A 22,933-nucleotide genomic window follows, 5' to 3' on the forward strand; every position below is an offset into this window, starting at 1 on the left:
GTCGCGTTCACAGCACCTTGAGGTCGATCGGTCCGGCTGCCTGCGGGGCAATCGCATCGCCGAACAGATCGTGCTCGTCGCTGTCGGTGATTTCCACGTCGACGAACTGGCCCGGCTTGAGTCCGAGTTCACCGCCGTTCTGGATATGCACCAGGCCGTCGATCTCCGGCGCATCCGCCGACGAGCGCGCCACCGCGATATCGTCTTCCAGCAGGTCCACCAGGCAACGCTGCACGCTGCCGATCTTGGCTTCCAGGCGCGCGGCGGAAATCGCCGCCTGACGTTCCATGAAGCGGGCCAGGCGCTCCTGCTTCACGCCCTCCGGCACCGGATCCGGCAGCGCATTGGCGGCCGCGCCTTCCACCGGCGAATAGGCGAACGCGCCCACCCGGTCCAGTTGCGCCTCGTCGAGGAAATCCAGCAGCGCCTCGAACTCGGCCTCGGTCTCGCCGGGGAAGCCGACGATGAAGGTCGAACGCAGGGTCAGTTCCGGGCACATGGCCCGCCAGCGCTGCACGCGCTCCAGGGTCTTGTCCACGGCGCCGGGGCGCTTCATCAGCTTGAGGATGCGCGGGCTGGCGTGCTGGAACGGAATGTCCAGATACGGCAGCAGCTTGCCCTCGGCCATCAGCGGGATGACGTCGTCGACATGCGGATACGGATAGACATAGTGCAGGCGCGCCCACGCGCCAAGTTCCGACAGTCCTTCGCACAGCGCCTTCATCCGGGTCGCATAGGTCTTGCCGCCCCATTCGCGCTCGACGTATTTCAGGTCGACGCCATAGGCGGAGGTGTCCTGCGATACCACCAGCAGTTCCTTCACTCCGCCGCGGACCAGGCGCTCGGCCTCGCGCAGCACCTCGTCGACCGGGCGCGAGACCAGATCGCCGCGCATCGACGGGATGATGCAGAAGCTGCAGCGGTGATTGCAGCCCTCTGAAATCTTCAGGTAGGCGTAATGGCGCGGGGTCAGCTTGAGGCCGTAATCCGGCACCAGATCCAGGAACGGATCGTGCTTGGGAGGCAACGCCGCATGTACCGCTTCCATCACGCTCTGGTAGTCCTGCGGACCGCTGATCGCCAGCACGTCCGGATGCGCTTCGCGGATCTGCTCCGGGCGCTTGCCCAGGCAGCCGGTGACGATGACCTTGCCGTTTTCCGCCAGCGCCTCGCCGATGGCATCCAGCGATTCGGTGACCGCCGCGTCGATGAAGCCGCAGGTGTTGACCACCACCACGTCGGCGTCGTCATAGGTGGGCACGATGTCGTAACCCTCCACGCGCAACTGGGTGAGGATGCGTTCGGAGTCGACCAGGGCTTTCGGGCAGCCGAGGCTGACGAAGCCCACCTTGGGGTTCTGCAGGGACATGGAGACGGAAACGGAGAAAACGGCGGCACGCCGACGGGGCGCGGATTATAGCGCCTCGCTCCGGCCGCCCCTTCCCGGCGCCTGAATCCGGCGATCCTCACCCGCCGGCCCGGACGGATGGGCGACAATGCGCGCCTCGCTGGCAACGCAGGACTCTCCCCATGGGCGAATGGATCACTCTCGAAACCGCACGCGGCCCGGTGGCGGCCTGGCAGGCCAAACCGGCGGGTGCGCCCCATGGCGGCCTGGTGATCATCCAGGAAATCTTCGGCGCCAACGCGCACATCCGCAGCGTCGCCGAGCGTTACGCCGAGGCCGGCTACGCGACCCTGGCGCCGGCATTCTTCGATCTGGTCGAGCCGGGTGTCGAACTGCCCTACGATCCGTCCGCCCATGATCGCGGCCGCGAGCTCATCGGCAAGCTGGGATTCGACGCCGCGCTCGACGTGGTATCCGCCGCCGCCGCCGCGCTGGCCTGGGCTGGAAAAGTCGGCACCGTCGGCTACTGCTGGGGCGGCACGGTCGCTTTCCTGTCCGCGCTTCGGCTGGGCCTGCCGGGCGTGAGCTATTACGGCTCCCGCAACCGCCTGTTCCTGGAGGAAATGCCATCCGGTTCGACGTTGCCTGCGCCGGTGATGTTCCATTTTGGTGAACAGGACGCGTCGATTCCACCGGAAGCCGTGCAACTTCATCGCGACCGCCTGCCCGGCCTGCCCGTCTTCACCTATCCGGCCGGCCATGCCTTCAATCGCGACGCCAGTCCCGACATCCACGACGCGCCAAGCGCGGACCTGGCACTTTCGCGCAGCCTGGCGTTCCTCGCGGAGCAGATCGGGTGAGCGGCTTCGAACTGGATTCCCGCCTGGCCCGCGACAGCGTGTTCGTCGCCGACGGCCCGCTGTCGCAGGTGCGACTGATGAACGACCGTCGCTATCCCTGGCTGGTGCTGGTGCCGCGGGTGGACAACGTGAGCGAATGGCTGGAGCTGGATGGCGGCCAGCAACGCCTGCTGCTGGCGGAGATCAATCAGGCAGGCGCGCTGATCCGCGCGTTGCCGGCGGTGCAGAAACTCAACATCGGCGCGCTCGGCAACATCGTGCGCCAGTTGCATATCCATCTGGTCGGTCGCCACGAGGGCGATGCGGCCTGGCCGGGTCCGGTATGGGGACGGGGCGCCGCTGAGCCTTATGCTGCCGACGCCCTGATCGAACAGACCGAGCACTGGCGCGTTCGGCTGCGCTGAACACCACCGCGGCTGCGGTCCGGAAATGCATGCCACGCGGAGGTGATCCGACCACGGCCAGGACATCCCGCCGGGAACTCGCGGCCTGCGCCGCTCCCGCCGGCTTACGTGCTCTCAGGTGCGCGGCAGCGTCACGCCGGTCTGGCCCTGGTACTTGCCGCCACGGTCCTTGTACGAGGTTTCGCAGACCTCGTCGGACTGGAAGAACAGCATCTGCGCCACGCCCTCGTTGGCGTAGATGCGCGCCGGCAGCGGCGTGGTGTTGCTGAACTCCAGGGTGACGTGCCCTTCCCACTCCGGTTCCAGCGGGGTCACGTTGACGATGATGCCGCAGCGCGCATACGTGCTCTTGCCCAGGCACACCACCAGGGTGTCGCGCGGGATGCGGAAGTACTCGACCGTGCGGGCCAGCGCGAACGAATTCGGCGGGATGATGCAGACGTCCGACTCGATGTCGACGAAGCTGCCGGGATCGAAGTGCTTCGGATCGACAATCGTCGAATTGATGTTGGTGAACACCTTGAACTCGCGCGAGCAGCGCACGTCGTAGCCGTAGCTGGAGGTGCCATAGCTGACGATGCGCTCGCCGTTGACCTGCTTCACCTGTCCCGGCTCGTACGGCTCGATCATGCCGTGCTGCTCGGACATGCGGCGGATCCAACGGTCACTCTTGATGCTCATGCAGGGTTCCTGTTGCGGGGATGGGGACGGACGGGGCGCCATTGTAAGGGCAGCCCGGCCCTTCCCCGGGTGGGCCGGAGGCCGGCCGGGATGGGGCCGGATCAGACCAGCGAGGACAGGATCGAAGGCTTGGCCCGCGGGCGGGTCTCCAACTGCGCCACCAGCGCGCGCGCCGCCTGCCGGTAGGCCCGGGCGGCGGCGGAATCCGGGGCCGCCACGACCACCGGCCGGCCGGCGTCGCCCTGCTCCCGGATGGCGATGTCCAGCGGCAGCGATCCCAGCAGCGGCACGCCGTACTGCGCCGCCATCCTCTGGCCGCCGCCTTCGCCGAACAGATGTTCGACGTGGCCACAGTTCGAACAGGTGTGTACCGCCATGTTCTCGACGATGCCCAGCACGGCCACTTCGACCTTCTCGAACATCTTCAGCGCCTTGCGCGCATCCAGGGTGGCGATGTCCTGCGGCGTGGTCACCACCACCGCGCCGGCCACCGGGATCTTCTGGGCCAGGGTCAACTGGATGTCGCCGGTGCCCGGCGGCAGATCGATCAACAGGTAGTCCAGGTCGCCCCACAGGGTATCCGTGAACAACTGCGTCAGCGCCGAAGTCGCCATCGGGCCGCGCCAGATCATCGGCGTGTCCTGGTCCACGAGCAGACCGATCGACATCGCTTCCACCCCGAACGCCCGCATCGGCTCGATCGACTTGTTGTCCGGGCTGTCGGGCCGCCCCGACAAACCGAGCATGGCCGGGATGCTGGGGCCGTAGACGTCGGCGTCGAGCAGTCCCACCCGGGCTCCGTCGGCGTGAAGCGCCAGCGCGAGGTTGACGGCGGTCGTGGACTTGCCCACCCCGCCCTTGCCGGAGCCGACGGCGATGACGTTCTTGACGCGGGGGGAAGGGCTCAGGGCGCCCTGGACGGCATGGGGGACGACGGTTTGGGGGGTCATGTTCTGCGTTGGATGAGCGATGCACGTCGCCCGGAAGGGCGTCTGGCGGCCTGAGCAGGGCGCCGGAGCAACTAAAGGAATGCGACACAGTTTAGGTGATCGGGGGGGCGGTCCGGCTACCGATCGGGCGCCGGCGGCAGTAGCCCTCGATCCACCGATATCAGTGTCGGCACGCGCCTCGGGACCTGGCCAAGATATTCTTGAAAATTTCAACAACTTATTGATTTAGAACATATTTTCTAAAATTCGCATGGTGCATCGCCTCAAAATAGCCCGAATATTTGTGACATACATCACAAAATCAAAAGAATTTTGATTTCACTGAGACGCAAATCACAAGGTTCGTTAATGTCATGTTAGTTTCGTAACACGGATTTCACATTGATGCGGCGGGCCAACGGAATGGCCATGGGGGCTGCATCTATTTCTCAAGGGGATTCACTACATGCCAGTTCGCAATACGCGCGCATTGAAGCGCAACCGCCTGTGCGCCGCCCTTTTCGCGGCCTTCGTGCTGCCGGCCACCGCCGCAGTCGCCCAGGAAACCCAGCAAGAACAGGAACAAACCTCGGCTCCCGCCAAGGCCCAGAATCTGGACAAGGTCGTCGTCACTGGCTCACGCATTTCCCGCGTGGACGTGGAAGGTCCTTCGCCGGTGACCGTGATCACTGCGGCCGACATCGAGAAGGAAGGTTTTTCGACCGTCTATGACGCACTCAACACGTTGAGCCAGTTCACCGGCTCCGTGCAGAACGAATTGAACCAGGACGGCTTCACCCCGAATGGCAGCTTCCTGAACCTGCGCGGCCTTGGCCCGGGCTATCAGCTGGTGCTGATCAACGGCCGACGCACGGCTGACTATCCGATGCCGTACAACAGCCAGTCGAATGCGGTGAATCTGGCCGCCATCCCGTCGGCGGCGATCGACCGTATCGAAGTTCTGTCGGGTGGTGCTTCCGCAATCTACGGTTCGGACGCGGTGGCCGGCGTGGTCAATGTGATTCTGAAGACGAATTACGAAGGCGACCTCGTGACCGTGCGCGCGGGCACCACGACTCGTGGTGGCGGCGACACCGGTCGTTTCCAGTGGGTCGGCGGCAAGACCGGCGACAAGTGGAGCCTGACCTACGCCACCGAGTATCTGGAGCGCGAAGCCATCTACGGCTTCCAGCGTGAATTCATGGATTCGTTCCGCGACGATCCCAGCCTCTCGGATCCGGCCAATGCGACGACCGCCTATGAAGGTGTGCGTTTCACTGTGCGTCGCGACGCCAATGGCAACCCGACCACCGGTCCGGGCAGCGCGGTGCGCGAGTACCCTGGCGGCGGCGCCCAGGCCGTCTGTGATCGCTTCAGCGAATTCGAAGCCTTCAAGTCCAATCCCGCCCTCGCCGCGCCCGACCGCTGCGGCTACTTCGGCTGGCCGGCCGGCCAGTCCATCCGCAACTCGGACAAGAACCTCTCCGCTTACCTCTATGGCACCTACGATTTCGACGGCAATACCCAGGCCTGGGCGCAGTTGAACATCGTCTCTTCGGAAGCGAAGGTAGCCAGTTCGTCCCGCTTCGTTCAGAGCGGCGGCGGGCTTGGCGTCGGCAACTTCTACGATCCGAACTACAACGCGGTGCTCGGCAACGTCCTGCGCTTCATCACTCCGAGCGAAATCGGTTCCGGCGGCGGCCAGCCCAGCACGTTCAAGGAAACCTCCATCGACATCGCGGCCGGTCTGCGCGGCACGCTGTTCGACAATAAGTTCGACTGGGATGCCACCATCTCGCACGCCCGCTACGACATGAAGGAGGAGTTCTCCTATCTCGTCGCCGGCAAAGTGCGCGACTATTTCTTCGGACCGAACCTGGGCACGCATGCCGCGACCGGCCTGCCGATCTATGCGCTCAACGTCGACCGCCTGATGAACCCGCTCAGCCCGGGCCAAGTCGCCGAGATGACCTCGCGCTACAAGAACGAAGCCGATTCGCAGGTCACGCAGGGCTCATTCGTGATCAGCGGCGACCTGTTCGAACTGCCCGCTGGCCCGCTGGCCATGGCCGCCGTAGTGGAAGGCGCTACCCAGAAGTACGACGTCAGCCCCGATGATCGCCTGCTGCTCAACTACACGGGCAACGACGCGCCCATGGGCCTGACCGCTACCGCCGGCGGCGGCAAGCGCGATCGTTACTCGTTCGGCTTGGAGTTCAGCATTCCGATCTTCGAGACGCTGAAGGCCAGCCTGGCCGGCCGCTATGACAAGTTCAACGACGCCAGCGACATCAACGGCGCGTTCACGTGGTCGACGGGCCTGGAATGGCGTCCGATCGACAGCCTGTTGCTGCGTGGCTCCTACGCGACCAGCTTCAAGGCCCCGGACATGCACTACATCTACGCCGGTGAGTCGGGCTTCTATCTGTACATCATGGACGAGTACGCCTGCCGCGAGGCCGGCCTGAACCCGACTGTGACCGCGGAATGCGGCGGTGGTACCGACTACAACTACCAGGTGTTTGGTACCCGCAAGGGCGACCCGCGCCTGGACGCGGAAGAAGGCAAGTCCTATACCGCGGGTGTGGTGTGGGATGTCCGCGACAACCTGTCGCTGTCGGTCGATTACTACAACATCGAGCTGGAAGGCGCGATCAACGATCTGACCGGCCTGTTGTTCCGCGAGGAAGCTGCCTGCCTCCTGGGCACCAATCGCGACGGCAGCGCGGTGGATCAGAACTCGCCGCGTTGCGCCGACTTCACCAGCCGCGTGGTCCGCGACCCGACAACCGGCGAAGTGCTCGAGTTCCATACCTATCCGCAGAACCAGGTGCTCACCAAGACCTCCGGTATCGATGCCCGCGCCACCTACAACTTCGATACTGATCGTTTCGGCGACTTCAATGCCGAGCTGTCCTGGACCCACGTGCTGAAGCTGGAAGCGCAGCAGTTCGCTGGCGAGCCGATGGAAGATCGTCGCGATCACCCGCAGTTCTTCAACTTCCGCAGCCGTCTCAACTGGCAGATGGGTTGGACCAAGAACGACTGGAATGCCACGGTGTACGGTTATCGCTGGGGTTCGCTGCCCAATTGGGCGGAAACCTCGCGCATCGCTCCCTACATCATGTGGAATGCCAGCCTGCGCAAGAAGATCACGGACAAGGCCACCGTCGGTGTCTACGTCAACAACGTGTTCAACAAGCTGCATCCACGTGACGACACGTTCAACTCCTACCCCTACTTCTGGCGTGCGTTCAGCCCGGTGGGTCGTGAGGTGTTCGTGCAGTTCGACTACAAGTTCAATTGATCGACTCGTATTCGCAGCTGAAAAAGCCCGGCTCACGCCGGGCTTTTTTTTTTGCCTTTCCTGCGGACACGGTTTGACCGTCCCGCTCACGGTTACTCTGAAATTGAAATTACTCTTTCAGAATCAATCGCTTGAGATCATAGAAATGTGAATTTCGTCGTGTTAACGTCGATTTAACGGACGAATCGGGGGTGCCACGGAATGGCCACTCGTCACGTTTCAACCAGATCTTGGGGGTAGTGCTATGCGTAGTGGCAATACACGCTCGTTCCAGCGCAGTCGGCTCGCGACCGCGATGTTCGCAGTCCTGATGACGCCCGTTCTGGCCTACGGCCAGGAGGCGCAACAACAGGAATCCTCCTCGCCGTCGGCGCAGGGCACGCAGACGCTGGACAAAGTCACGGTGACCGGTTCACGCATCAAGCGCGTGGATGTCGAAGGTCCCGCTCCTGTTGTCGTGGTGACCGCCGCGGACATCGAGAAGGAAGGTTTCTCCACTGTCTACGACGCCCTCAATACACTGACCCAGTTCACCGGCAGTGTGCAGAACGAACTGGTCCAGAACGGCTTCACGCCGAACGCCAGCTTCCTCAATCTGCGCGGCCTGGGGCCCGGCTACCAGCTGATCCTCATCAATGGCCGTCGCGCGGCCGACTATCCGCTGCCTTACAACAGCCAGTCCAATGCCGTGAACCTGGCCAACATCCCGGCAGCAGCTATCGAGCGAATTGAAATCCTGACGGGTGGCGCATCGGCGATCTACGGTTCCGACGCGGTCGCCGGCGTCGTCAACATCATCATGAAGACGAACTTCGAAGGTGATCAGCTCTCGGTGCGCGCCGGCGCCACCACCCGTGGCGGCGGCGATACCGGCCGGCTCCAATGGGTTGGCGGCAAGACCGGCGACAACTGGAGCCTCACCTACGCCTTCGAAGCACTCGAACGCGAGGAGATCTTCGCATCCCAGCGCAGCTTCATGGATTCCTTCTATGACGAGCCTGGCCGCTCGCGTGACGACATCAATCCCACCGAAGGCCTGCTGCTGTTCGACGGGTTCAACAGCTCGCGGATTTTCCCGGATGGCGCGCAGGCCACCTGCGACCGCTTCAAGGATTTCGAGGTCTACTTCTTCGAGACCTCGTCGGTCTACACGGGCCCGCGCTGCGGTTATCCCGGTTATCCGGCCACCCAGTCGATCCGGAACTCCGACAGCAATCAGTCCGCGTATCTGTACGGGACCTGGGACTTCGACGGCGGCATGCAGGGTTGGGCGCAGTTCAACTACACCCGGGCAAAGGCTCAATTCACCTCCGGCACCCAGTTCTGGACCACGCCGGACTACATCTTTGCGCCCAACGTCACCTCCGAGGAGATTCCCTTCGGCGCCTTCGTGCAGCCCCAGCGCATCTTCACGCCCTCGGAAACGGGCGGCAATCTCGTGACCACCAGCAAGGAGAAGTCGCTCGACTTCGCTGCCGGCCTGCGGGGCAGCTTCGCCAATGGCCGCTTCGACTGGGATGCCACGCTTTCGCGCTCCGAGTACAAGCTCGATACGTCCCAGCCGCGCTTCCTCGCCAACCCGCTGAACGACTACTTCCTGGGCGAGTCCCTGGGTCCGGATCCGTATTTTGGCGCCTACGATTCCTTCGAGCTCAACCTCGACCGCTTCTTCAACCCAATCGATCCGGCGACCTTCGCTTCACTCAACACCATGGTCAGGGACCGCGCGGAATCCAGCGTCACCCAGGCGAACTTCGTGCTTTCGGGCGATTTGTTCGAGCTGCCGGCCGGCGCGGTGGGCATGGCGGCGGTCCTGGAAGGCGCCAAGCAGAAGTACGAAGTCAAGCCCGATGCGCGCACCTCGCCTACCTATACCGGCCCGGAGCCCATCTACAACCTGACCAGTTCCGGTGGACATGGCGACCGCACGCGCTACGCGTTCGGCGTCGAGTTCAGCGTGCCCATCACCAGCAACTTCAAGGCCAACCTGGCGGGTCGCTACGACAAGTTCGACGACATCAGCGAGATCGACGGCGCCAGCACCTGGCAGGTCGGCCTCGAATGGCGGCCAGTGGAAAGCCTGCTGCTGCGTGCCAGCCATGCCACCAGCTTCCGTGCTCCGGACATGCACTACATCTTCGCCGAGGAGTCCGGGTTCTTCACCCAGATCTTCGATGAGTACAAGTGCCGTCGCGATGGTTTCGATCCACGCGTGAGTCCCAATCCCTGCGCAGGCGCGGACTACAACTACCAGGTGTTCGGCACCCGCCGTGGCGATCCGAACCTGGAGGCCGAAACCGGCAAATCGACCACCGTCGGCTTTGTCTGGGACATCACCGAGCAGATGTCGGTCTCCGTGGATTACTACAACATCGAGTTGAAGGATGCGGTGGGTGACATCTCCGGCCTGTTGTTCCGCAACGAAGCCGACTGCCTGCTGGGACAGACGCGCGACGGGCAGCCAGTGGATCCCAATTCCAGCACCTGCCAGTTCTACACCGCTCTGGTCGAACGTGCCGGTTCCGGTGGACTGGCTGACGAGCAGGTCGAGCAGTTCCGCTCGTTCCCCATCAACCAATCACTCAACAAGACCAGCGGCATCGATGCGGCGTGGCGCTACGATCTGGATACGGATCGCTGGGGCTCGTTCGGCTTCCAGCTGAACTGGACGCATGTGCTCAAGCTCGATTTCCAGGAGTTCGAAGGTGGCGACATGATCAATGTCCGCGACCATCCCCAGTACTTCAATTTCCGCAGCCGCATCAACGGCACGGTCAGCTGGGAGAAGAACGACTGGCGCGCCGCGGCGTACTACACCCGTTGGGGTTCGTTGCCGAACTGGGCCGAAACCGGACGCATCGCGCCTTACATCCTGTGGAACCTAAACGTGGCGAAGAAGATCACGGACAAGGCAACGGTGGGCGTCTACGTCAACAACGTGTTCGACAAGCTGCATCCGCGCGACGACACCTTCAACACCTATCCTTACTTCTGGCGCGCCTACAGCCCGATCGGTCGCGAAGTGTTCCTGCAGTTCGACTACAAGTTCAATTAGTCGAACCCGCGGTCCACGTACCATCGAAAGCCCGGCGCAAGCCGGGCTTTCTTTTTTCTGCGTGCTTAACCGAGCCTGTCCGCCCGCCTTCACAAAACGTAACAAACGTTACAGTCCCAGTTAAATGCGTGTTAAGTTCGCCGCCCCCCAGGAATGTCGGGGAACTCTGTGGTCTGGCTGAGGGAACAGCGCGAAGGGCCGCACCTTTTGCAATCTGTTCCAAGGAATAACAAGCAAATGCCAGTTCGCAACATCAAGCGGAGCCGCCTGACGGCGGCGATGGTCGCCGTCCTGTTGGCCCCGACCGCCGCTTTCGCTCAAGACGCCTCCCCCGCTCCCGCCGGCGACACCACCAACCTCGACAAGGTCACGGTCACCGGTTCGCTCATTCCCCAGACCCAACTGGAAAACTTCACCCCGGTCACCACGATTTCCGCCGAGGACATCAAGACCCGCGGTTTCACCAGCATCGCCGATGCCTTGCAGCAGTCCGCCTTCTCCACCGGCGGCGTCCAGGGTGGCCAGACCTCCGCCTCGTTCACCCAGGGCGCCGAGACGGTCAGCATGTTCGGCCTGGATCCGGGCTACACCAAATACCTGATCGACGGCCGCCCGATGGCCAACTATCCGGCGCTGTACAACGGCAGCGATACCTTCAACAACATCAGCGGCATTCCGATCGATCTGGTCGAGCGCATCGAAATCCTGCCGGGCGGCCAGTCGTCCCTGTACGGTTCGGATGCAATCGCCGGCGTGATCAACATCATCCTGAAGAAGAACATGGACGGCGGCGCGCTCAGCGTGCGCGGCGGCGCCTATGGCGACGGCGGTGGTGACAGCTTCCGCTTCAGCCTGGCCAAGGGCTTCACCGGTTACGACGGCCGCCTGAACGTGCTGGCCGGCATCCAGGCCGAGACCAAGGATCCGATCTGGGGCTACCAGCGCGATCTGACCAAGCAGTACAACGTCAACGGCTATACCGCGCCGCTGGCCAGCCGCGACTACCTGGTCGCCGGCTACCGCGACTACGCGGCCAGTGGCGGCATCCGCCCGGCCAACAATGGCTACCTGTTCCTGGATCCGAACAACTGCGCCAACGTGACTGGCCAGTTCGGCGGCACCGAGGGCCTGCAGAACCGTCCGGGCTTCGGCCAGTACTGCGGTTCGTTCAGCACGCCGGGCTACCGCACCATCACCAACGGCAAGGAATCGGCGCAGGCCTACGGCCACGCGACCTTCGACGTCAGCGACAGCCTGCAGCTGTACGGCGACCTGCTGTACAGCCATGAAGAAGTGAAGTACGCCACCGGTTCCGCCTACACCTGGTGGAGCACCAGCGCCAAGTACGGCTACTTCTACGATCCGGACCTCGATGCGCTGGTCAACCTGCAGCGCGCGTTCTCGCCCGAGGACATCGGCGGCGAAGGCTACCGCGACATCATGAACACCGATCGCAGCAGCTCGTACTCGGTGACCTTCGGCGCCAACGGCGTGCTCGGCAACTGGGATTGGGATTTGGGCCTGACCCGCACCGAGTACCGCCTGAAGCAGCGTCGCTTCGCCCGTTGGGCGGATCCGATCAACGACTACTTCGAGCAGAAGGTGCTGGGCCCGCAGCTGGGACTGGATCCGGTGCAGGGCCTGTACCCGGTGTTCCGTCCGGACTACGCGGCGTTCTATACCCCGATGTCGCCGGCCGACTTCGCCAGTTTCACCGGTTTCGCGACCTCGCGCAGCAAGACCTGGGACAACATGCTGCGCGCGCAGGTGACCAACAGCTCGCTGTTCTCGCTGCCGGGCGGCGACGCCGGCCTGGCCGTGGTCGTCGAGGGCGGCAACCAGGGTTGGGACTACACGCCCGACGCCCGCCTGATCGCCGATCCGGAAACCCTGGAATCGCAGGTGTGGGGCACCACCGCCGTCAGCGGCGCCGGTCACCGCACCCGCTACGCGGTCACCAGCGAACTGCGCCTGCCGGTGCTGGAACCGCTGACCGTGACCCTGTCGGGCCGCTATGACGCGTTCGACGCGTATGGCGAAACCGTCGACAAGCCGACCTACAGCATCGGCCTGGAGTACCGCCCGATCGAAAGCCTGCTGCTGCGCGGCAAGTACGGCACCGCGTTCCGCGCGCCGACCCTGTCCGACACCTTCCAGGGTGTCAGCGGCTACTACGACCAGGTGACCGACTACTACCGCTGCGCCCAGGAAGGCTACCTGCCAGGCAACACCGCCGACTGCGCCTACGACGACTCGCAGTTCTTCGGCCAGCAGGCGGGCAACCCGAAGCTGGAGCCGATCACCGCGGACGTGTGGAGCGCCGGCGTGGTCTGGGCGCCGAGCAGCAACCTGTCGATGTCGGTGGACTACTTCGCGTGGGACATCGAGAACGAAGTCGACCTGCAGAGCACCGATCAGCTGTCGCTGATGGAGTACTACTGCCGCACCGGCCAGATGGACACCGGTTCGCAGGGTTGCCAGAACGCGCTGGCCTGGATCTCGCGTGACGGCACCGGCGCCATCGAGACCGTGTTCACCCCGAAGGTCAACGTCGCCAAGCAGAAGCTGCGCGCGGTCAACGCCAGCGTCAACTACCTGCTGGACATCGGCCGCTTCGGCGCGCTGAAGTTCGCCGGCAACTACACCAACACGCTGAAGCACACGGTCACCCCGCTGCCGGGCGATCCCGCAATCGACCTGCTGCGTGATCCGTACTCGATGTGGGTGTACGACGCATACGCGAAGACCCGTGCCGACCTGTCGGTGGCCTGGAACAAGGACAAGTGGACCACCACGGTCTATGCGAACCGCATCGGCAAGACGCCGAACTGGGTCGCATACAACACCCGTGGCTTCACCGATCCGCGTGCCGGCTGGTGGGCGCCGTACATCACGTACAACATGAGCGTGAACTACGCGCCGATGGACAACCTGGAATTCTCGTTCATGGTCAACAACCTCCTGGACAAGACCCCGGAAGACCAGGCCCGCAGCTACCCCGGCAACGAGGCCACGCCGTACAACAACGCCCTGTACAACGTGTACGGCCGTTCGTTCTTCGTGGAAGCACGCTACAAGTTCGGCAAGTAATCGCCGGACACCAGCAGCACCCCAAGCCCCGCCGCAAGGCGGGGCTTTTCTTTTCGTGCCCGGCAGGCTTTCCGGGCCAGGCGTCGGGGCGACCGGCCACGGCCTGAACCGCCCGGCCCCGCCGCTTCCATACGCCAGCGGATGCGGTATAAAGGAGGCCATTCCGGCGGGTTCCGCCGGTTCGTCCAAGACTCCCTGGGAGGGGAACATGCGCAAGATCCTGACCGCCACCCTGCTGGCCCTGCCGCTGCTGGCGGCATCCCTGGCCGCTTCCGCCGCCGACGGCGCGGTGGGCCGCTGGAAGACCATCGACGACAAGACCGGCAAGGTGAAGTCGATCGTGGAGATCTACACCACCACCAATGGCTCGCTGGCCGGCAAGGTGGTCGACGTACTGCACTCGGATCGCGGCCCCAACCCGACCTGCGACAAGTGCACCGGCGATCGCAAGGACAAGCCGGTCAAGGGCATGGTGATCCTGTGGGGCCTGAAGGCCGATGGCGCCAACGAATGGAGCGGCGGCACCATCCTGGATCCGGCCAACGGCAAGACCTACAAGTCCAAGATGGAACTGCAGGCCGGCGGCCAGAAGCTGGACGTGTCCGGCTGCATCGCCTTCATCTGCCGTGCGCAGACCTGGCAGCGCGAATAGGCAAGGCGGGTCAACCGCTTGCACCAACCGCAGCCCGGCCCCGCCGGGCTGTCCTTTTTGGGCCATGCGATAATGGCCGACTCCCCGCAAGCCGTCCGCCATGAGCCGCACCGCCCTCGTCACTACCGCCCTGCCCTACGCCAATGGCCCGCTGCACCTGGGTCATCTGGTGGGCTACATCCAGGCCGACATCTGGGTCCGTGCCCGCCGCCTGGCCGGGAACACCACCCATTTCGTCTGCGCCGACGACACCCACGGCACGCCGATCATGCTGGCGGCGGAGAAGGCGGGCACGACGCCGGAAGCTTTCGTGGCGGACGTACAGGCTGGCCACGAGCGCGATTTCGCCGCCTTCGGCGTGGCGTTCGATCACTACGATTCCACCAACTCGGCGATCAACCGCGAGCTGACCGAAGCCTTCTACGCCAAGCTCGATGCCGGCGGCCACATCGCCCGTCGCAACGTCGCCCAGTTCTACGATCCGGCCAAGGGCATGTTCCTGCCGGATCGCTACATCAAGGGCATCTGCCCCAACTGCGGTTCGCCGGATCAGTACGGCGACAACTGCGAGGTCTGCGGCGCGACCTACGCGCCGACCGATCTGAAGGAACCGAAGTCGGTGCTGTCCGGGGCGACGCCGGAAATCCGCGACTCCGAACATTTCTTCTTCGAGGTCGGCCGTTTCGAAGGCTTCCTGCGCGAATGGCTGGCAGGAGACGTGGCGCTGCCGGGCGTGAAGGCCAAGCTGATGGAATGGCTGGATGCCGAAGGCGGCCTGCGCGCGTGGGACATCTCGCGCGACGCGCCCTACTTCGGCTTCGGTATTCCGGGCGCGCCGGGCAAGTACTTCTATGTCTGGCTGGATGCGCCGATCGGCTACCTGAGCAGCTTCAAGGTGCTGTGCGAACAGCAGGGCCTGGATTTCGACGCCCACCTGCGCGCCGGTACCGACGTCGAGCTCCACCACTTCATCGGCAAGGACATCGTCAATTTCCACGGCCTGTTCTGGCCGGCGGTACTGCACGGCACCGGCCATCGCGCGCCGACCCGCCTGCATGTGAACGGCTACCTGACCGTGGACGGCGCCAAGATGTCCAAATCGCGCGGCACCTTCGTGAAGGCGCGCACCTACCTGGATGTCGGCCTGGAAGCCGAGGCGCTGCGCTACTACTACGCCGCCAAATCCTCCGGCGGCGTCGACGATCTGGATCTGAACCTGGGCGACTTCACCGCGCGGGTGAATGCGGATCTGGTAGGCAAGTTCGTCAACCTGGCCAGCCGCTGCGCCGGCTTCATCGACAAGCGCTTCGGCGGCCGGCTGGCCGACACGCTGCCGGATGCCGCGATGTACGACCGCTTCGTGGCCGCGCTGGCACCGGTGCGTGAAGCCTACGAGCGCAACGATCCGGCGGCCGCGATCCGCGCCACCATGGCGCTGGCCGACGAAGCCAACCGCTACATCGACGACCGGAAGCCGTGGGTGATCGCCAAGCAGGAAGGCGCCGACGCCGAGTTGCAGGCGGTCTGCACCCAGGGCCTGAACCTGTTCCGCGTGCTGGCCGCCGCGCTCAAGCCGGTGCTGCCGCGCACCGCGGACCAGGCCGAAGCCTTCCTCGCCTCGCCCGTCACCGCCTGGCCGGATCTGGATGCGCCGCTCACCGGCCGGAGCATCCAGCCGTACACCGCACTGTTTACCCGCATTGACCCGAAACTGATCGACGCCATGACCGAAGCCTCCAAGGAAACCCTCGCCCCGACCGCGGCGCCGGCACCGGCCAAGGCCGCCGCGCCTGCCACGCCCGCCAAGGTGGAAATCGCCGGCGAGGCGCCCGCCACCATCGGCATCGACGATTTCGCCAAGCTCGATCTGCGCATCGGCAAGGTGCTGGCCTGCGAGTTCGTCGATGGTTCGGACAAGCTGCTGCGCTTCGAACTGGACGCGGGGGATCTGGGCAAGCGCCAGATCTTCTCGGGTATCCGCGCCAGCTACGGCGAGCCGGAGAAACTGGTTGGCCGCAACGTGGTGTTCATCGCCAACCTGGCGCCGCGCAAGATGCGCTTCGGCCTCAGCGAAGGCATGATCCTGTCGGCCGGCTTCGATGGCGGTGCGCTGGCGCTGCTGGACGCCGACAGCGGCGCGCAGCCGGGCATGCCGGTTCGCTGAGCCGGCTCCGCGATCAGACTGCCTCCGCAGGCCTCCTGCTTCGCCCCGCCCTCGCATGAACCACGCCACGCCCGCACTGGTCGAACGCCTGGACAGGCTGCTGCCTCAGACCCAGTGCGGCCAGTGCGGTTTCGACGGTTGCCGGCCTTATGCGGAGGCGATGGCGCGCGGCGAGGCCGACGTGGATCGCTGTCCGCCCGGCGGCGACGCCGGCGCGCATGCGCTGGCGCGGCTGCTCGACCGTCCCGCGCTTCCCTATGACCGCGCGCGTGGCGAACACAAGCCGCCGGCGGTCGCGGTCATCGTCGAGGCCGACTGCATCGGCTGCACCAAGTGCATCCAGGCCTGCCCGGTCGATGCCATCATCGGCGGCGCCAAGCACATGCACGTGGTCATCGATCCGCTGTGCACCGGCTGCGAACTCTGCGTGCCGGCCTGTCCGGTCGACTGCATCGTGATGACGCCGGCCGCTTAGCCGGCGTTTTCATCGTGCGCGGATATCCGCGCGTATCCAGATTACTTCTACCGTTACTTCTGCGGCGCCTTGCACGCCGAGCAGATGCGCTCGACCTGGTAGCCGCGCGCACGCAACTTCTCGACCACGCCGTCGCTGCCCAGCAGGTGCAGCGCTCCCACGATCACCAGCGTGTCATCGCTGGAGGACTCGGTGAGCCGCTTTTCGATCTTCGGCACCCAGTTGTCGTTGCGATCGACGTTGATGCGCTGGTACAGACGCGGATACTCGCGCTTCATTTCGGCGGCCATCTCCTCCCACAGCATCGCGGCGTCGCCGCGCCGCCAGGCCGCATGCAGTTTCTCGGTCTGGCCGGGCCCCTTCTCCGCCTGGTCCAGGACCTCCTTGAGGAATTGCCGCTGCTCCACCGCGTCCATGCCGTCCAGCAGGGTGATCTGATCCAGGGCCTGCTCCAGACCGCTGGCCGGCTTGCCGGCGGATTTGGCCTGTTCCATGAAGTGCGCGTCCAGGCCGATCTTGGGATCCAGCCCCTGCCGCATCATCTCGGTCACGCTGATGGTCAAGCCGACGAACCAGGGCTTGAACGCGGCGAGATTGGCCACCGGCATCCCGTTCTTGGCGGCATAGGCCTCCAGCTTCGTCCAGGTGGCCTCGTCCAGATCATCACGCAGGCTCTTGCCGTCGCTGCGCAGCGCAGCCTGCATCATCCGGGTGGACAGCGCCGGTCCCATTTCGTCCGGGGACAATTCGAACATCACCGACTCGGCGTCCGCGAAAGCGCCGTCCACGTCCCGCGCCAGCGGATAGTCCGCGGGTTTGAGCATGTGGAAGGAACCGAGCAGATACACGGCGTTGTCGCTGTCGGACACCTTCCACAGCAGGGGCACCGGCGCTTCGGCCTGCGATTTTGGCGCATCGGCGAATGCCGGGAATGCAACCGCCGCGAGCGCGGCCAGGCCAATGGCGCGCAGCCGGCGCATCTTCTTTCCGCGAGGTGTCTGATTCATTGCGTGGCCTTCTGTGAGGGGCGCGCGGTCGCCGCGGGCGCCAGCTTGTAGGTCTGTTCACCGGCGCTGATCGCCAGATCCAGGCGGTTTTCCGGAGGCGGCAGCGGACATGTCGCGAATGGCGTGAATGCGCAGGGCGGGTTGTAGGCCTGGTTGAAATCCAGCCAGACCTTGCCGTCGACGACCGGCGGCGCGTCCAGGAAGCGGCCGGCCGGATAGCTGCCATGGCCGCTGGTGCGGTCGGCCAGCACGAAGAACAGTTCCCCGCCGGGCTCGCCCAGCGCTTCGAGCCTATAACGGCGCCCATCCCGTTCGAACTCCACCGCACCGGGGTTCGGCGACGGCGTGGTGGTGCCGGTGATGTCGACGATCGGGATCGTCTTGCCCGGCGGATGCGGCACGAAGCGGGCCTGGATTTTCCAGTCCGCGGCCGCCGGCCAGTACTTCAGGCCCGCGAACCGCACCCGACTTTCCGCGTCGGCGTGCTTCACCCGCAGCGCGTGGCGGCCACCGCGTTCGATCACCGTCAACCATCCTTTGCCGTCGTCGAAGCCGATGACACCGGGCGACTCGTCGTGATCGCTCGGGACTTCCACCTTGGCGCTGATTGGCTGGCCGTTGAACGTCACCGCCACGCCCGGCTCGGGGGTGAAATGGATGCGCCCTTCCTCGTCGGACAGCATGCCCAACCTGGCCGGGCCGACCGCCAGGCGGATGCCGCTGTCCGGGCCGTTGCCAATGTAGTGCGCCTTCAGCTGGATCCAGTGCAGGCCGACCAGGCTGGTCCAGCCGTCAGGCTTCAGCAGTTCCTCGCGCCGCTGCGCGCGCCACTGATCCTCGGCTGCCATGAAAGCGGGATCCTGCACCTTAAGCGGCGCATTGCTCCCATTTTCATCCGTCGCATCGCGCTGGCATGCGGCCAGCAACAGCAGCCCAGCCACGCAGGCAAATTGTCGCCAAGTTCCCATCACGTCCCCCGACTGAATCCACGTTCGATTTCGGCAAGCCCGAACCGACGCCAGAGCGCACCCGCCTCGCCGTCGCCGGCGTCGATGCGTTCGACCTCGCGCAGCAGGGCATTCATTTCCGCCAGCGTCATGCCGCGCGGCGCGGGCACGCCGTGGCCGGCCATCACCGCGAGCAAGCGCTCCACGCGCGCGTCTTCCGATTCCCGTGCACCATCGCCGCCAACCGCCGCCAGCACATCGCGCAGCAGCGCTTCCGGGTCGGCGTCCACCAGCAGCGCCGGAACCGCGCGCAGGCGCAGGCCTGTCTCGCCCGCCGGTTCGACGGACAGGCCCAGCGAGGCCAGCCATGCCGCATGCCGCGCACCCCATCGCGCCGCTTCCGGATCGACCTCCAGTTCCAGCGGCAACAACAACGGCTGTGCGTGCAATCCGATGCCCGCGCGCGCCGCGTGCAGGCGTGCCAGCATCAACCGGCGGTGGGTGGCCGGCAGGTCGAGCAGGACCATGCCCTGCGCGTCCTGGGCCAGCAGATAACGACCGTGCAGCACCGCGACCGCGAATCCCAGCGGCGGCACCTCGCCGTCCAGTGTCGGTGAAAGTGGCGGCATCGCCGGTTGCGACGGCAACGCGCCATGCTCGCCGTACAGGGCTTCGTAGAACGCGCGTGCCTCGCGCACCTGCGCCACCGCCGGCAACGCATGCACGCCATCGGCGCCCTGCGGCATCGCCAGCGCCCGTGCCATCGTCGCGCGGGTTTCGGCCAATGCCTCGTGCAGCGTGCGCAGGACAAAGTCGTAGATCAGCCGTGCGTCGCGGAAACGCACTTCATGCTTGGCCGGATGCACGTTGACGTCGACGCGGGTCGGATCCAGTTCCAGGAACAGCACGTAGGCCGGCTGGCGTCCATGGAACAGCACGTCCTTGTACGCGCTCTTGGCCGCATGGCCGATGTTGCGATCGCGCACGGCGCGGCCATTCACGTACAGATATTGCTGATCCCCAGTCGCGCGCGAATACTGCGGCTGCGCGATCCAGCCATGCAGGCGCAGGCCGGCGGCGGCATGCTCGATGCGCAGCGCCTGCTCCACGAAGGTGTCGCCGAGGGTCTCGCGCACCCGTGCCAGCGGATCGGTGCCATCCGGCCGGTAGCGGCGCGCCGGCTTGCCGTCCACCCCGACCCGCAGTTCGATTTCCGGCCGCGCCAGCGCGAGCGAACGCAGCCACTCCTCGATGTGCCCCAGTTCGGTGCGCCCGGCGCGCAGGAACTTGCGGCGCGCGGGCACGTTGTAGAACAGATCCCGCACTTCCACGGTCGTGCCGGGCGGATGTGGCGCCGGCGCCACTTCACCCAGTTGGCCGCCATCCGCGCGCAATGCCGCACCATGCGCGTCATCGATGCGTCGCGACGTCAGCAGGAAACGGCTCACCGACGCGATCGAAGGCAATGCCTCGCCGCGAAACCCCAGGGTAGCGACGGCTTCCAGATCATCCAGCGACGCGATCTTGCTGGTGGCATGTCGCGAGATCGCCAGCGGCAGTTCCGCGGCCGGAATGCCGCCGCCATCGTCGCGAATCCGGATCAGGCGGATGCCGCCTTCTTCCAGATCGATGTCCACGCGCCGCGCCCCCGCGTCCAGCGCGTTTTCCACCAGTTCCTTGACCACCGACGCCGGGCGCTCCACCACCTCGCCCGCGGCGATCTGGTTGATGAGGGTGTCGGGCAGTTGGCGGATCGGCACGTCGGGGCGGCGTGTTCGCCGTCGCGGGAAGTCAGTGCGGATGATAGCCGAGCGATGGCCCGACGCGGTGCTCGCTCAGGGCGCGCCGGCGGCTCCGCCCGCAGCGGCACTGCGTGCCTCGGCTTCGGCCTGCGCGCGCGCGGCGAACAGCGTGCCCGGCGGCGGCTGGCGGGTGAAGTAGGTGTTGACGCCATCCAGCACGGCCGCGGCCACCTTGCGCTGGTAGGCCGGATCCTTCAGCCGCTTTTCCTCGTCCGGATTGGAGATGAAGGCGGTTTCCACCAGCATCGACGGCATGTCGGAGGTGCGCAGCACCGCGAAGTTGGCGCGTTCGATGTTCGGCTTGTGGTTGTTGCCGACCCGTTTCAGGCCGTCGAGCACATGGTTGGCGGCATCTTCCGAAGCGCGCATGTGGCCGCTCTGGGCCAGGTCCAGCAGCACCGAACCCAGCGTGTTGTCGACCTTCTGCAGGGCGACGCCGCCGATCAGGTCGGAGGCGTTTTCCTTGTCCGCCAGCCAGCGTGCGCGTTGCGAGGACGCGCCCTTGAGGGACAGCACGTACACGGAGGAACCCCGCGCCGAACGGTTTTCCGCGGCGTCCGCATGGATCGACACGAAGATGTCGGCGCCCGCCGCGCGGGCCTTGCGGGCGCGCATGTTGAGCGGGATGAAGACATCGCTGTCGCGGGTCATGTACGCCTTCATGCCCGGCGTGGCGTTGATCTGGCGCGCCAGTTCGCGCCCGATCGCCAACACGACGTTCTTCTCGTAGGTGCCGCCCTGGCCGACGGCACCCGAATCCTGGCCACCGTGGCCGGGGTCGATGGCCACGATCAGCGGACGCATGCCGGCGCGCATGCCGACCCGCGGCACGGGTTCCTGCGGCGCGGGCGCGACCGTCGAAGCCACGTCCTCCGGCGCCGGCGTGGCCGGCTTGCCGGTGGCGATGGTGTACGGAACGCCGCCGGGCGTCATGCCTGCGGCATTCGGCTGGGCCGGTGCAACCTGCGCGGTCGCCTGCCCGTTGAGGATGGCCTGCGGCGATGGCGAAGGCGTCGATACCGACGGCGCGCGCTCGGCCGGACGTGTCGTCGCCGTGGTGGCCGGTGCATTGGCCTGCTGCGCGACCTGTGCCGCCAATGCGGCGGTGGCTTGGCCGGCCGAAGGCGTCGACGCGGTCGGCGGCGGTATCGCCGTCGCCGGGTTCGTCGCATTGTTCGGTGCGGATGCAGGGGTGCCCGCGGCGGGCGTCTTGGCGACGGCGGGGCCATCGCCCGGCCACTCGATGACCAGGCGCGCACCGCCTTCAGCGGCCTCCACGCGTGGCTTGAGCGCGGTGACGGGGCCGGCCAGATCGAACACGACCCGCAATGTGCCCGGATTGGGCTGGCCGGTGCGCACCGCCGTGACGATGCCCTGTCCGGCCGGCAGCTTCAGGCCACGCGTGGCGTTGGAGGCCGGCAGGTCGACCACCAGGCGCTCCGGCCCATGCAGCGCCAGGGTCTTGAACTCGCCCTTGCCCTGCAGGTGGATTTCAGCCCGGGTGCCGGTCGCGCCGTTGCTCAGCTGGACCGCGCTGACCTCGCCGGCGGAGGCCGTTCCGGCGCACGCCGAAGCCATCACCAACCCGAGAGCGGCGATGCGGAGGCGTCGAAATGGAGGTTTCCCCGGGGACATGCGGCGGATTCAAGCACCAACCGCCGAGGAATGCAAGAAGTTTTCCCTTAATAATCCGTGACCTGCCGGATCTTCCTACACCGTCGGGACAGGTGATCGAGGCAACTGGGCACTTTTTTCCAGGCGCGCCAGCCACGCTTGCCCGGCGTCGTCCGTGGCTTCCAGCGTGACCGCGCGACCATCCCCCTCAACCGCCAGCCGCACCCGCAGGTCGCAGGCGGGCAGGCCGGCGCCGCCACGCTCGGGCCATTCGACCAGCCAGAGCGTCGCCGTGCCTTCGTCCAGGCCGAGAAAATCCAGTTCCCCCGCGTCGCCGATGCGGTACAGGTCCAGGTGCCAGGCTTCGCCGTCGGCGATCGGGTAACGCTCCACCAGGGTATAGGTCGGGCTGCGGATCGCGCCCTGCACGCCCAAGGCCCGCAGCAATGCGCGCGCCAGGGTGGACTTGCCCGCGCCCAGATCGCCTTGCAGGTGGACCACGGCGCTGGCCGGCCGGGTGGCCGCGAGCGCGCGTCCGAGCGCGTCGGTCGCTTCGCTGTCGGAAAGGAACAGGGACAAGGATTCCATACCGCGATTC

16 protein-coding genes are annotated in these 22,933 nt (G+C 65.6%); 8 read left to right on the plus strand and 8 right to left on the minus strand.

What is annotated here, in order from left to right; all coding sequences use genetic code 11:
* Positions 1–7: 7 nt before the first annotated feature.
* Entirely contained in the window at positions 8–1,369 is a 1,362-nt protein-coding gene (gene rimO, locus FG323_RS04845; protein WP_141453327.1) for a 30S ribosomal protein S12 methylthiotransferase RimO, read from the minus strand.
* A 161-nt stretch (positions 1,370–1,530) separates the two neighbouring features.
* Here rimO and FG323_RS04850 point away from each other — a divergent pair, with 161 nt between their 5' ends.
* Both FG323_RS04850 and FG323_RS04855 read left to right on the plus strand, forming a co-directional pair.
* Positions 1,531–2,208 carry a dienelactone hydrolase family protein gene (locus FG323_RS04850; protein WP_141453328.1) on the plus strand — a complete coding sequence of 226 codons (678 nt, stop codon included), beginning with the start codon at positions 1,531–1,533 and terminating at the stop codon, positions 2,206–2,208.
* Positions 2,205–2,612 (plus strand): HIT family protein, encoded by a 408-nt coding sequence (locus FG323_RS04855; RefSeq protein WP_141453329.1) that lies wholly within the window; start codon positions 2,205–2,207, stop codon positions 2,610–2,612. The genes FG323_RS04850 and FG323_RS04855 overlap by 4 nt, the downstream gene beginning before the upstream one ends.
* A 114-nt stretch (positions 2,613–2,726) precedes the next feature.
* Here the strand turns inward: FG323_RS04855 and dcd are convergent, their stop codons facing one another.
* Positions 2,727–3,293 carry a dCTP deaminase gene (gene dcd, locus FG323_RS04860; RefSeq protein WP_141453330.1) on the minus strand — a complete coding sequence of 189 codons (567 nt, stop codon included), beginning with the start codon at positions 3,291–3,293 and terminating at the stop codon, positions 2,727–2,729.
* A 101-nt stretch (positions 3,294–3,394) separates the two neighbouring features.
* Positions 3,395–4,243: an iron-sulfur cluster carrier protein ApbC gene (gene apbC / locus FG323_RS04865; RefSeq protein WP_141453331.1), complete on the minus strand. Its 849-nt coding sequence runs from the start codon at positions 4,241–4,243 to the stop codon at positions 3,395–3,397.
* A gap of 445 nt (positions 4,244–4,688) precedes the next feature.
* Here apbC and FG323_RS04870 point away from each other — a divergent pair, with 445 nt between their 5' ends.
* The 6 genes from FG323_RS04870 (at position 4,689) to rnfB (ending at position 16,965) form a co-directional block, all read left to right on the plus strand.
* The gene (locus tag FG323_RS04870; protein ID WP_141453332.1) at positions 4,689–7,529 is read left to right on the plus strand and encodes a TonB-dependent receptor; all 2,841 of its coding nucleotides are present in this window, start codon (positions 4,689–4,691) and stop codon (positions 7,527–7,529) included.
* Positions 7,530–7,839: 310 nt separating this feature from the next.
* Positions 7,840–10,584 (plus strand): TonB-dependent receptor, encoded by a 2,745-nt coding sequence (locus FG323_RS04875; protein ID WP_141453333.1) that lies wholly within the window; start codon positions 7,840–7,842, stop codon positions 10,582–10,584.
* 237 nt (positions 10,585–10,821) lie between these two features.
* The gene (locus tag FG323_RS04880) at positions 10,822–13,674 is read left to right on the plus strand and encodes a TonB-dependent receptor (protein ID WP_141453334.1); all 2,853 of its coding nucleotides are present in this window, start codon (positions 10,822–10,824) and stop codon (positions 13,672–13,674) included.
* Between the two features lie 208 nt (positions 13,675–13,882).
* The gene (locus FG323_RS04885; protein ID WP_141453335.1) at positions 13,883–14,326 is read left to right on the plus strand and encodes a DUF2147 domain-containing protein; all 444 of its coding nucleotides are present in this window, start codon (positions 13,883–13,885) and stop codon (positions 14,324–14,326) included.
* A gap of 100 nt (positions 14,327–14,426) precedes the next feature.
* Positions 14,427–16,490: a methionine--tRNA ligase gene (gene metG, locus FG323_RS04890; protein WP_141453336.1), complete on the plus strand. Its 2,064-nt coding sequence runs from the start codon at positions 14,427–14,429 to the stop codon at positions 16,488–16,490.
* 55 nt (positions 16,491–16,545) lie between these two features.
* Entirely contained in the window at positions 16,546–16,965 is a 420-nt protein-coding gene (gene rnfB, locus FG323_RS04895) for an Rnf electron transport complex subunit RnfB (protein ID WP_141453337.1), read from the plus strand.
* Between the two features lie 53 nt (positions 16,966–17,018).
* Here rnfB and FG323_RS04900 read toward each other — a convergent pair whose 3' ends face one another.
* From FG323_RS04900 to tsaE, 5 genes are all read right to left on the minus strand, one after another.
* The gene (locus tag FG323_RS04900; protein ID WP_141453338.1) at positions 17,019–17,972 is read right to left on the minus strand and encodes a TraB/GumN family protein; all 954 of its coding nucleotides are present in this window, start codon (positions 17,970–17,972) and stop codon (positions 17,019–17,021) included.
* A complete protein-coding gene (locus FG323_RS04905; protein ID WP_141453339.1) occupies positions 17,969–18,940 on the minus strand; it encodes a DUF1684 domain-containing protein in 972 nt (323 codons plus the stop codon). Before FG323_RS04905 ends, FG323_RS04900 begins: the two co-directional genes overlap by 4 nt.
* Positions 18,940–20,679: a DNA mismatch repair endonuclease MutL gene (gene mutL, locus FG323_RS04910; protein WP_141453340.1), complete on the minus strand. Its 1,740-nt coding sequence runs from the start codon at positions 20,677–20,679 to the stop codon at positions 18,940–18,942. Before mutL ends, FG323_RS04905 begins: the two co-directional genes overlap by 1 nt.
* A gap of 75 nt (positions 20,680–20,754) precedes the next feature.
* The gene (locus FG323_RS04915; RefSeq protein ID WP_141453341.1) at positions 20,755–22,356 is read right to left on the minus strand and encodes an N-acetylmuramoyl-L-alanine amidase; all 1,602 of its coding nucleotides are present in this window, start codon (positions 22,354–22,356) and stop codon (positions 20,755–20,757) included.
* A 75-nt stretch (positions 22,357–22,431) separates the two neighbouring features.
* On the minus strand, positions 22,432–22,923 hold the full coding sequence (gene tsaE / locus FG323_RS04920; RefSeq protein WP_141453342.1) for a tRNA (adenosine(37)-N6)-threonylcarbamoyltransferase complex ATPase subunit type 1 TsaE: 492 nt from the start codon (positions 22,921–22,923) through the stop codon (positions 22,432–22,434).
* Positions 22,924–22,933: the final 10 nt, after the last annotated feature.

Origin of the sequence: Pseudoxanthomonas sp. z9 (genome assembly GCF_006542425.1) — a bacterium.
Classification (GTDB): domain Bacteria; phylum Pseudomonadota; class Gammaproteobacteria; order Xanthomonadales; family Xanthomonadaceae; genus Pseudoxanthomonas_A.

What these genes read in the sequence shown, in the direction of transcription:
- rimO (WP_141453327.1), bottom strand. Translation starts at nt 1,369, where the DNA reads ATGTCCCTGCAGAACCCCAAGGTGGGCTTCGTCAGCCTCGGCTGCCCG.
- FG323_RS04850 (WP_141453328.1), top strand. Translation starts at nt 1,531, where the DNA reads ATGGGCGAATGGATCACTCTCGAAACCGCACGCGGCCCGGTGGCGGCC.
- dcd (WP_141453330.1), bottom strand. Translation starts at nt 3,293, where the DNA reads ATGAGCATCAAGAGTGACCGTTGGATCCGCCGCATGTCCGAGCAGCAC.
- apbC (WP_141453331.1), bottom strand. Translation starts at nt 4,243, where the DNA reads ATGACCCCCCAAACCGTCGTCCCCCATGCCGTCCAGGGCGCCCTGAGC.
- FG323_RS04870 (WP_141453332.1), top strand. Translation starts at nt 4,689, where the DNA reads ATGCCAGTTCGCAATACGCGCGCATTGAAGCGCAACCGCCTGTGCGCC.
- FG323_RS04875 (WP_141453333.1), top strand. Translation starts at nt 7,840, where the DNA reads ATGACGCCCGTTCTGGCCTACGGCCAGGAGGCGCAACAACAGGAATCC.
- FG323_RS04880 (WP_141453334.1), top strand. Translation starts at nt 10,822, where the DNA reads ATGCCAGTTCGCAACATCAAGCGGAGCCGCCTGACGGCGGCGATGGTC.
- FG323_RS04885 (WP_141453335.1), top strand. Translation starts at nt 13,883, where the DNA reads ATGCGCAAGATCCTGACCGCCACCCTGCTGGCCCTGCCGCTGCTGGCG.
- metG (WP_141453336.1), top strand. Translation starts at nt 14,427, where the DNA reads ATGAGCCGCACCGCCCTCGTCACTACCGCCCTGCCCTACGCCAATGGC.
- rnfB (WP_141453337.1), top strand. Translation starts at nt 16,546, where the DNA reads ATGAACCACGCCACGCCCGCACTGGTCGAACGCCTGGACAGGCTGCTG.
- FG323_RS04900 (WP_141453338.1), bottom strand. Translation starts at nt 17,972, where the DNA reads ATGAATCAGACACCTCGCGGAAAGAAGATGCGCCGGCTGCGCGCCATT.
- FG323_RS04905 (WP_141453339.1), bottom strand. Translation starts at nt 18,940, where the DNA reads ATGGGAACTTGGCGACAATTTGCCTGCGTGGCTGGGCTGCTGTTGCTG.
- FG323_RS04915 (WP_141453341.1), bottom strand. Translation starts at nt 22,356, where the DNA reads ATGTCCCCGGGGAAACCTCCATTTCGACGCCTCCGCATCGCCGCTCTC.
- tsaE (WP_141453342.1), bottom strand. Translation starts at nt 22,923, where the DNA reads ATGGAATCCTTGTCCCTGTTCCTTTCCGACAGCGAAGCGACCGACGCG.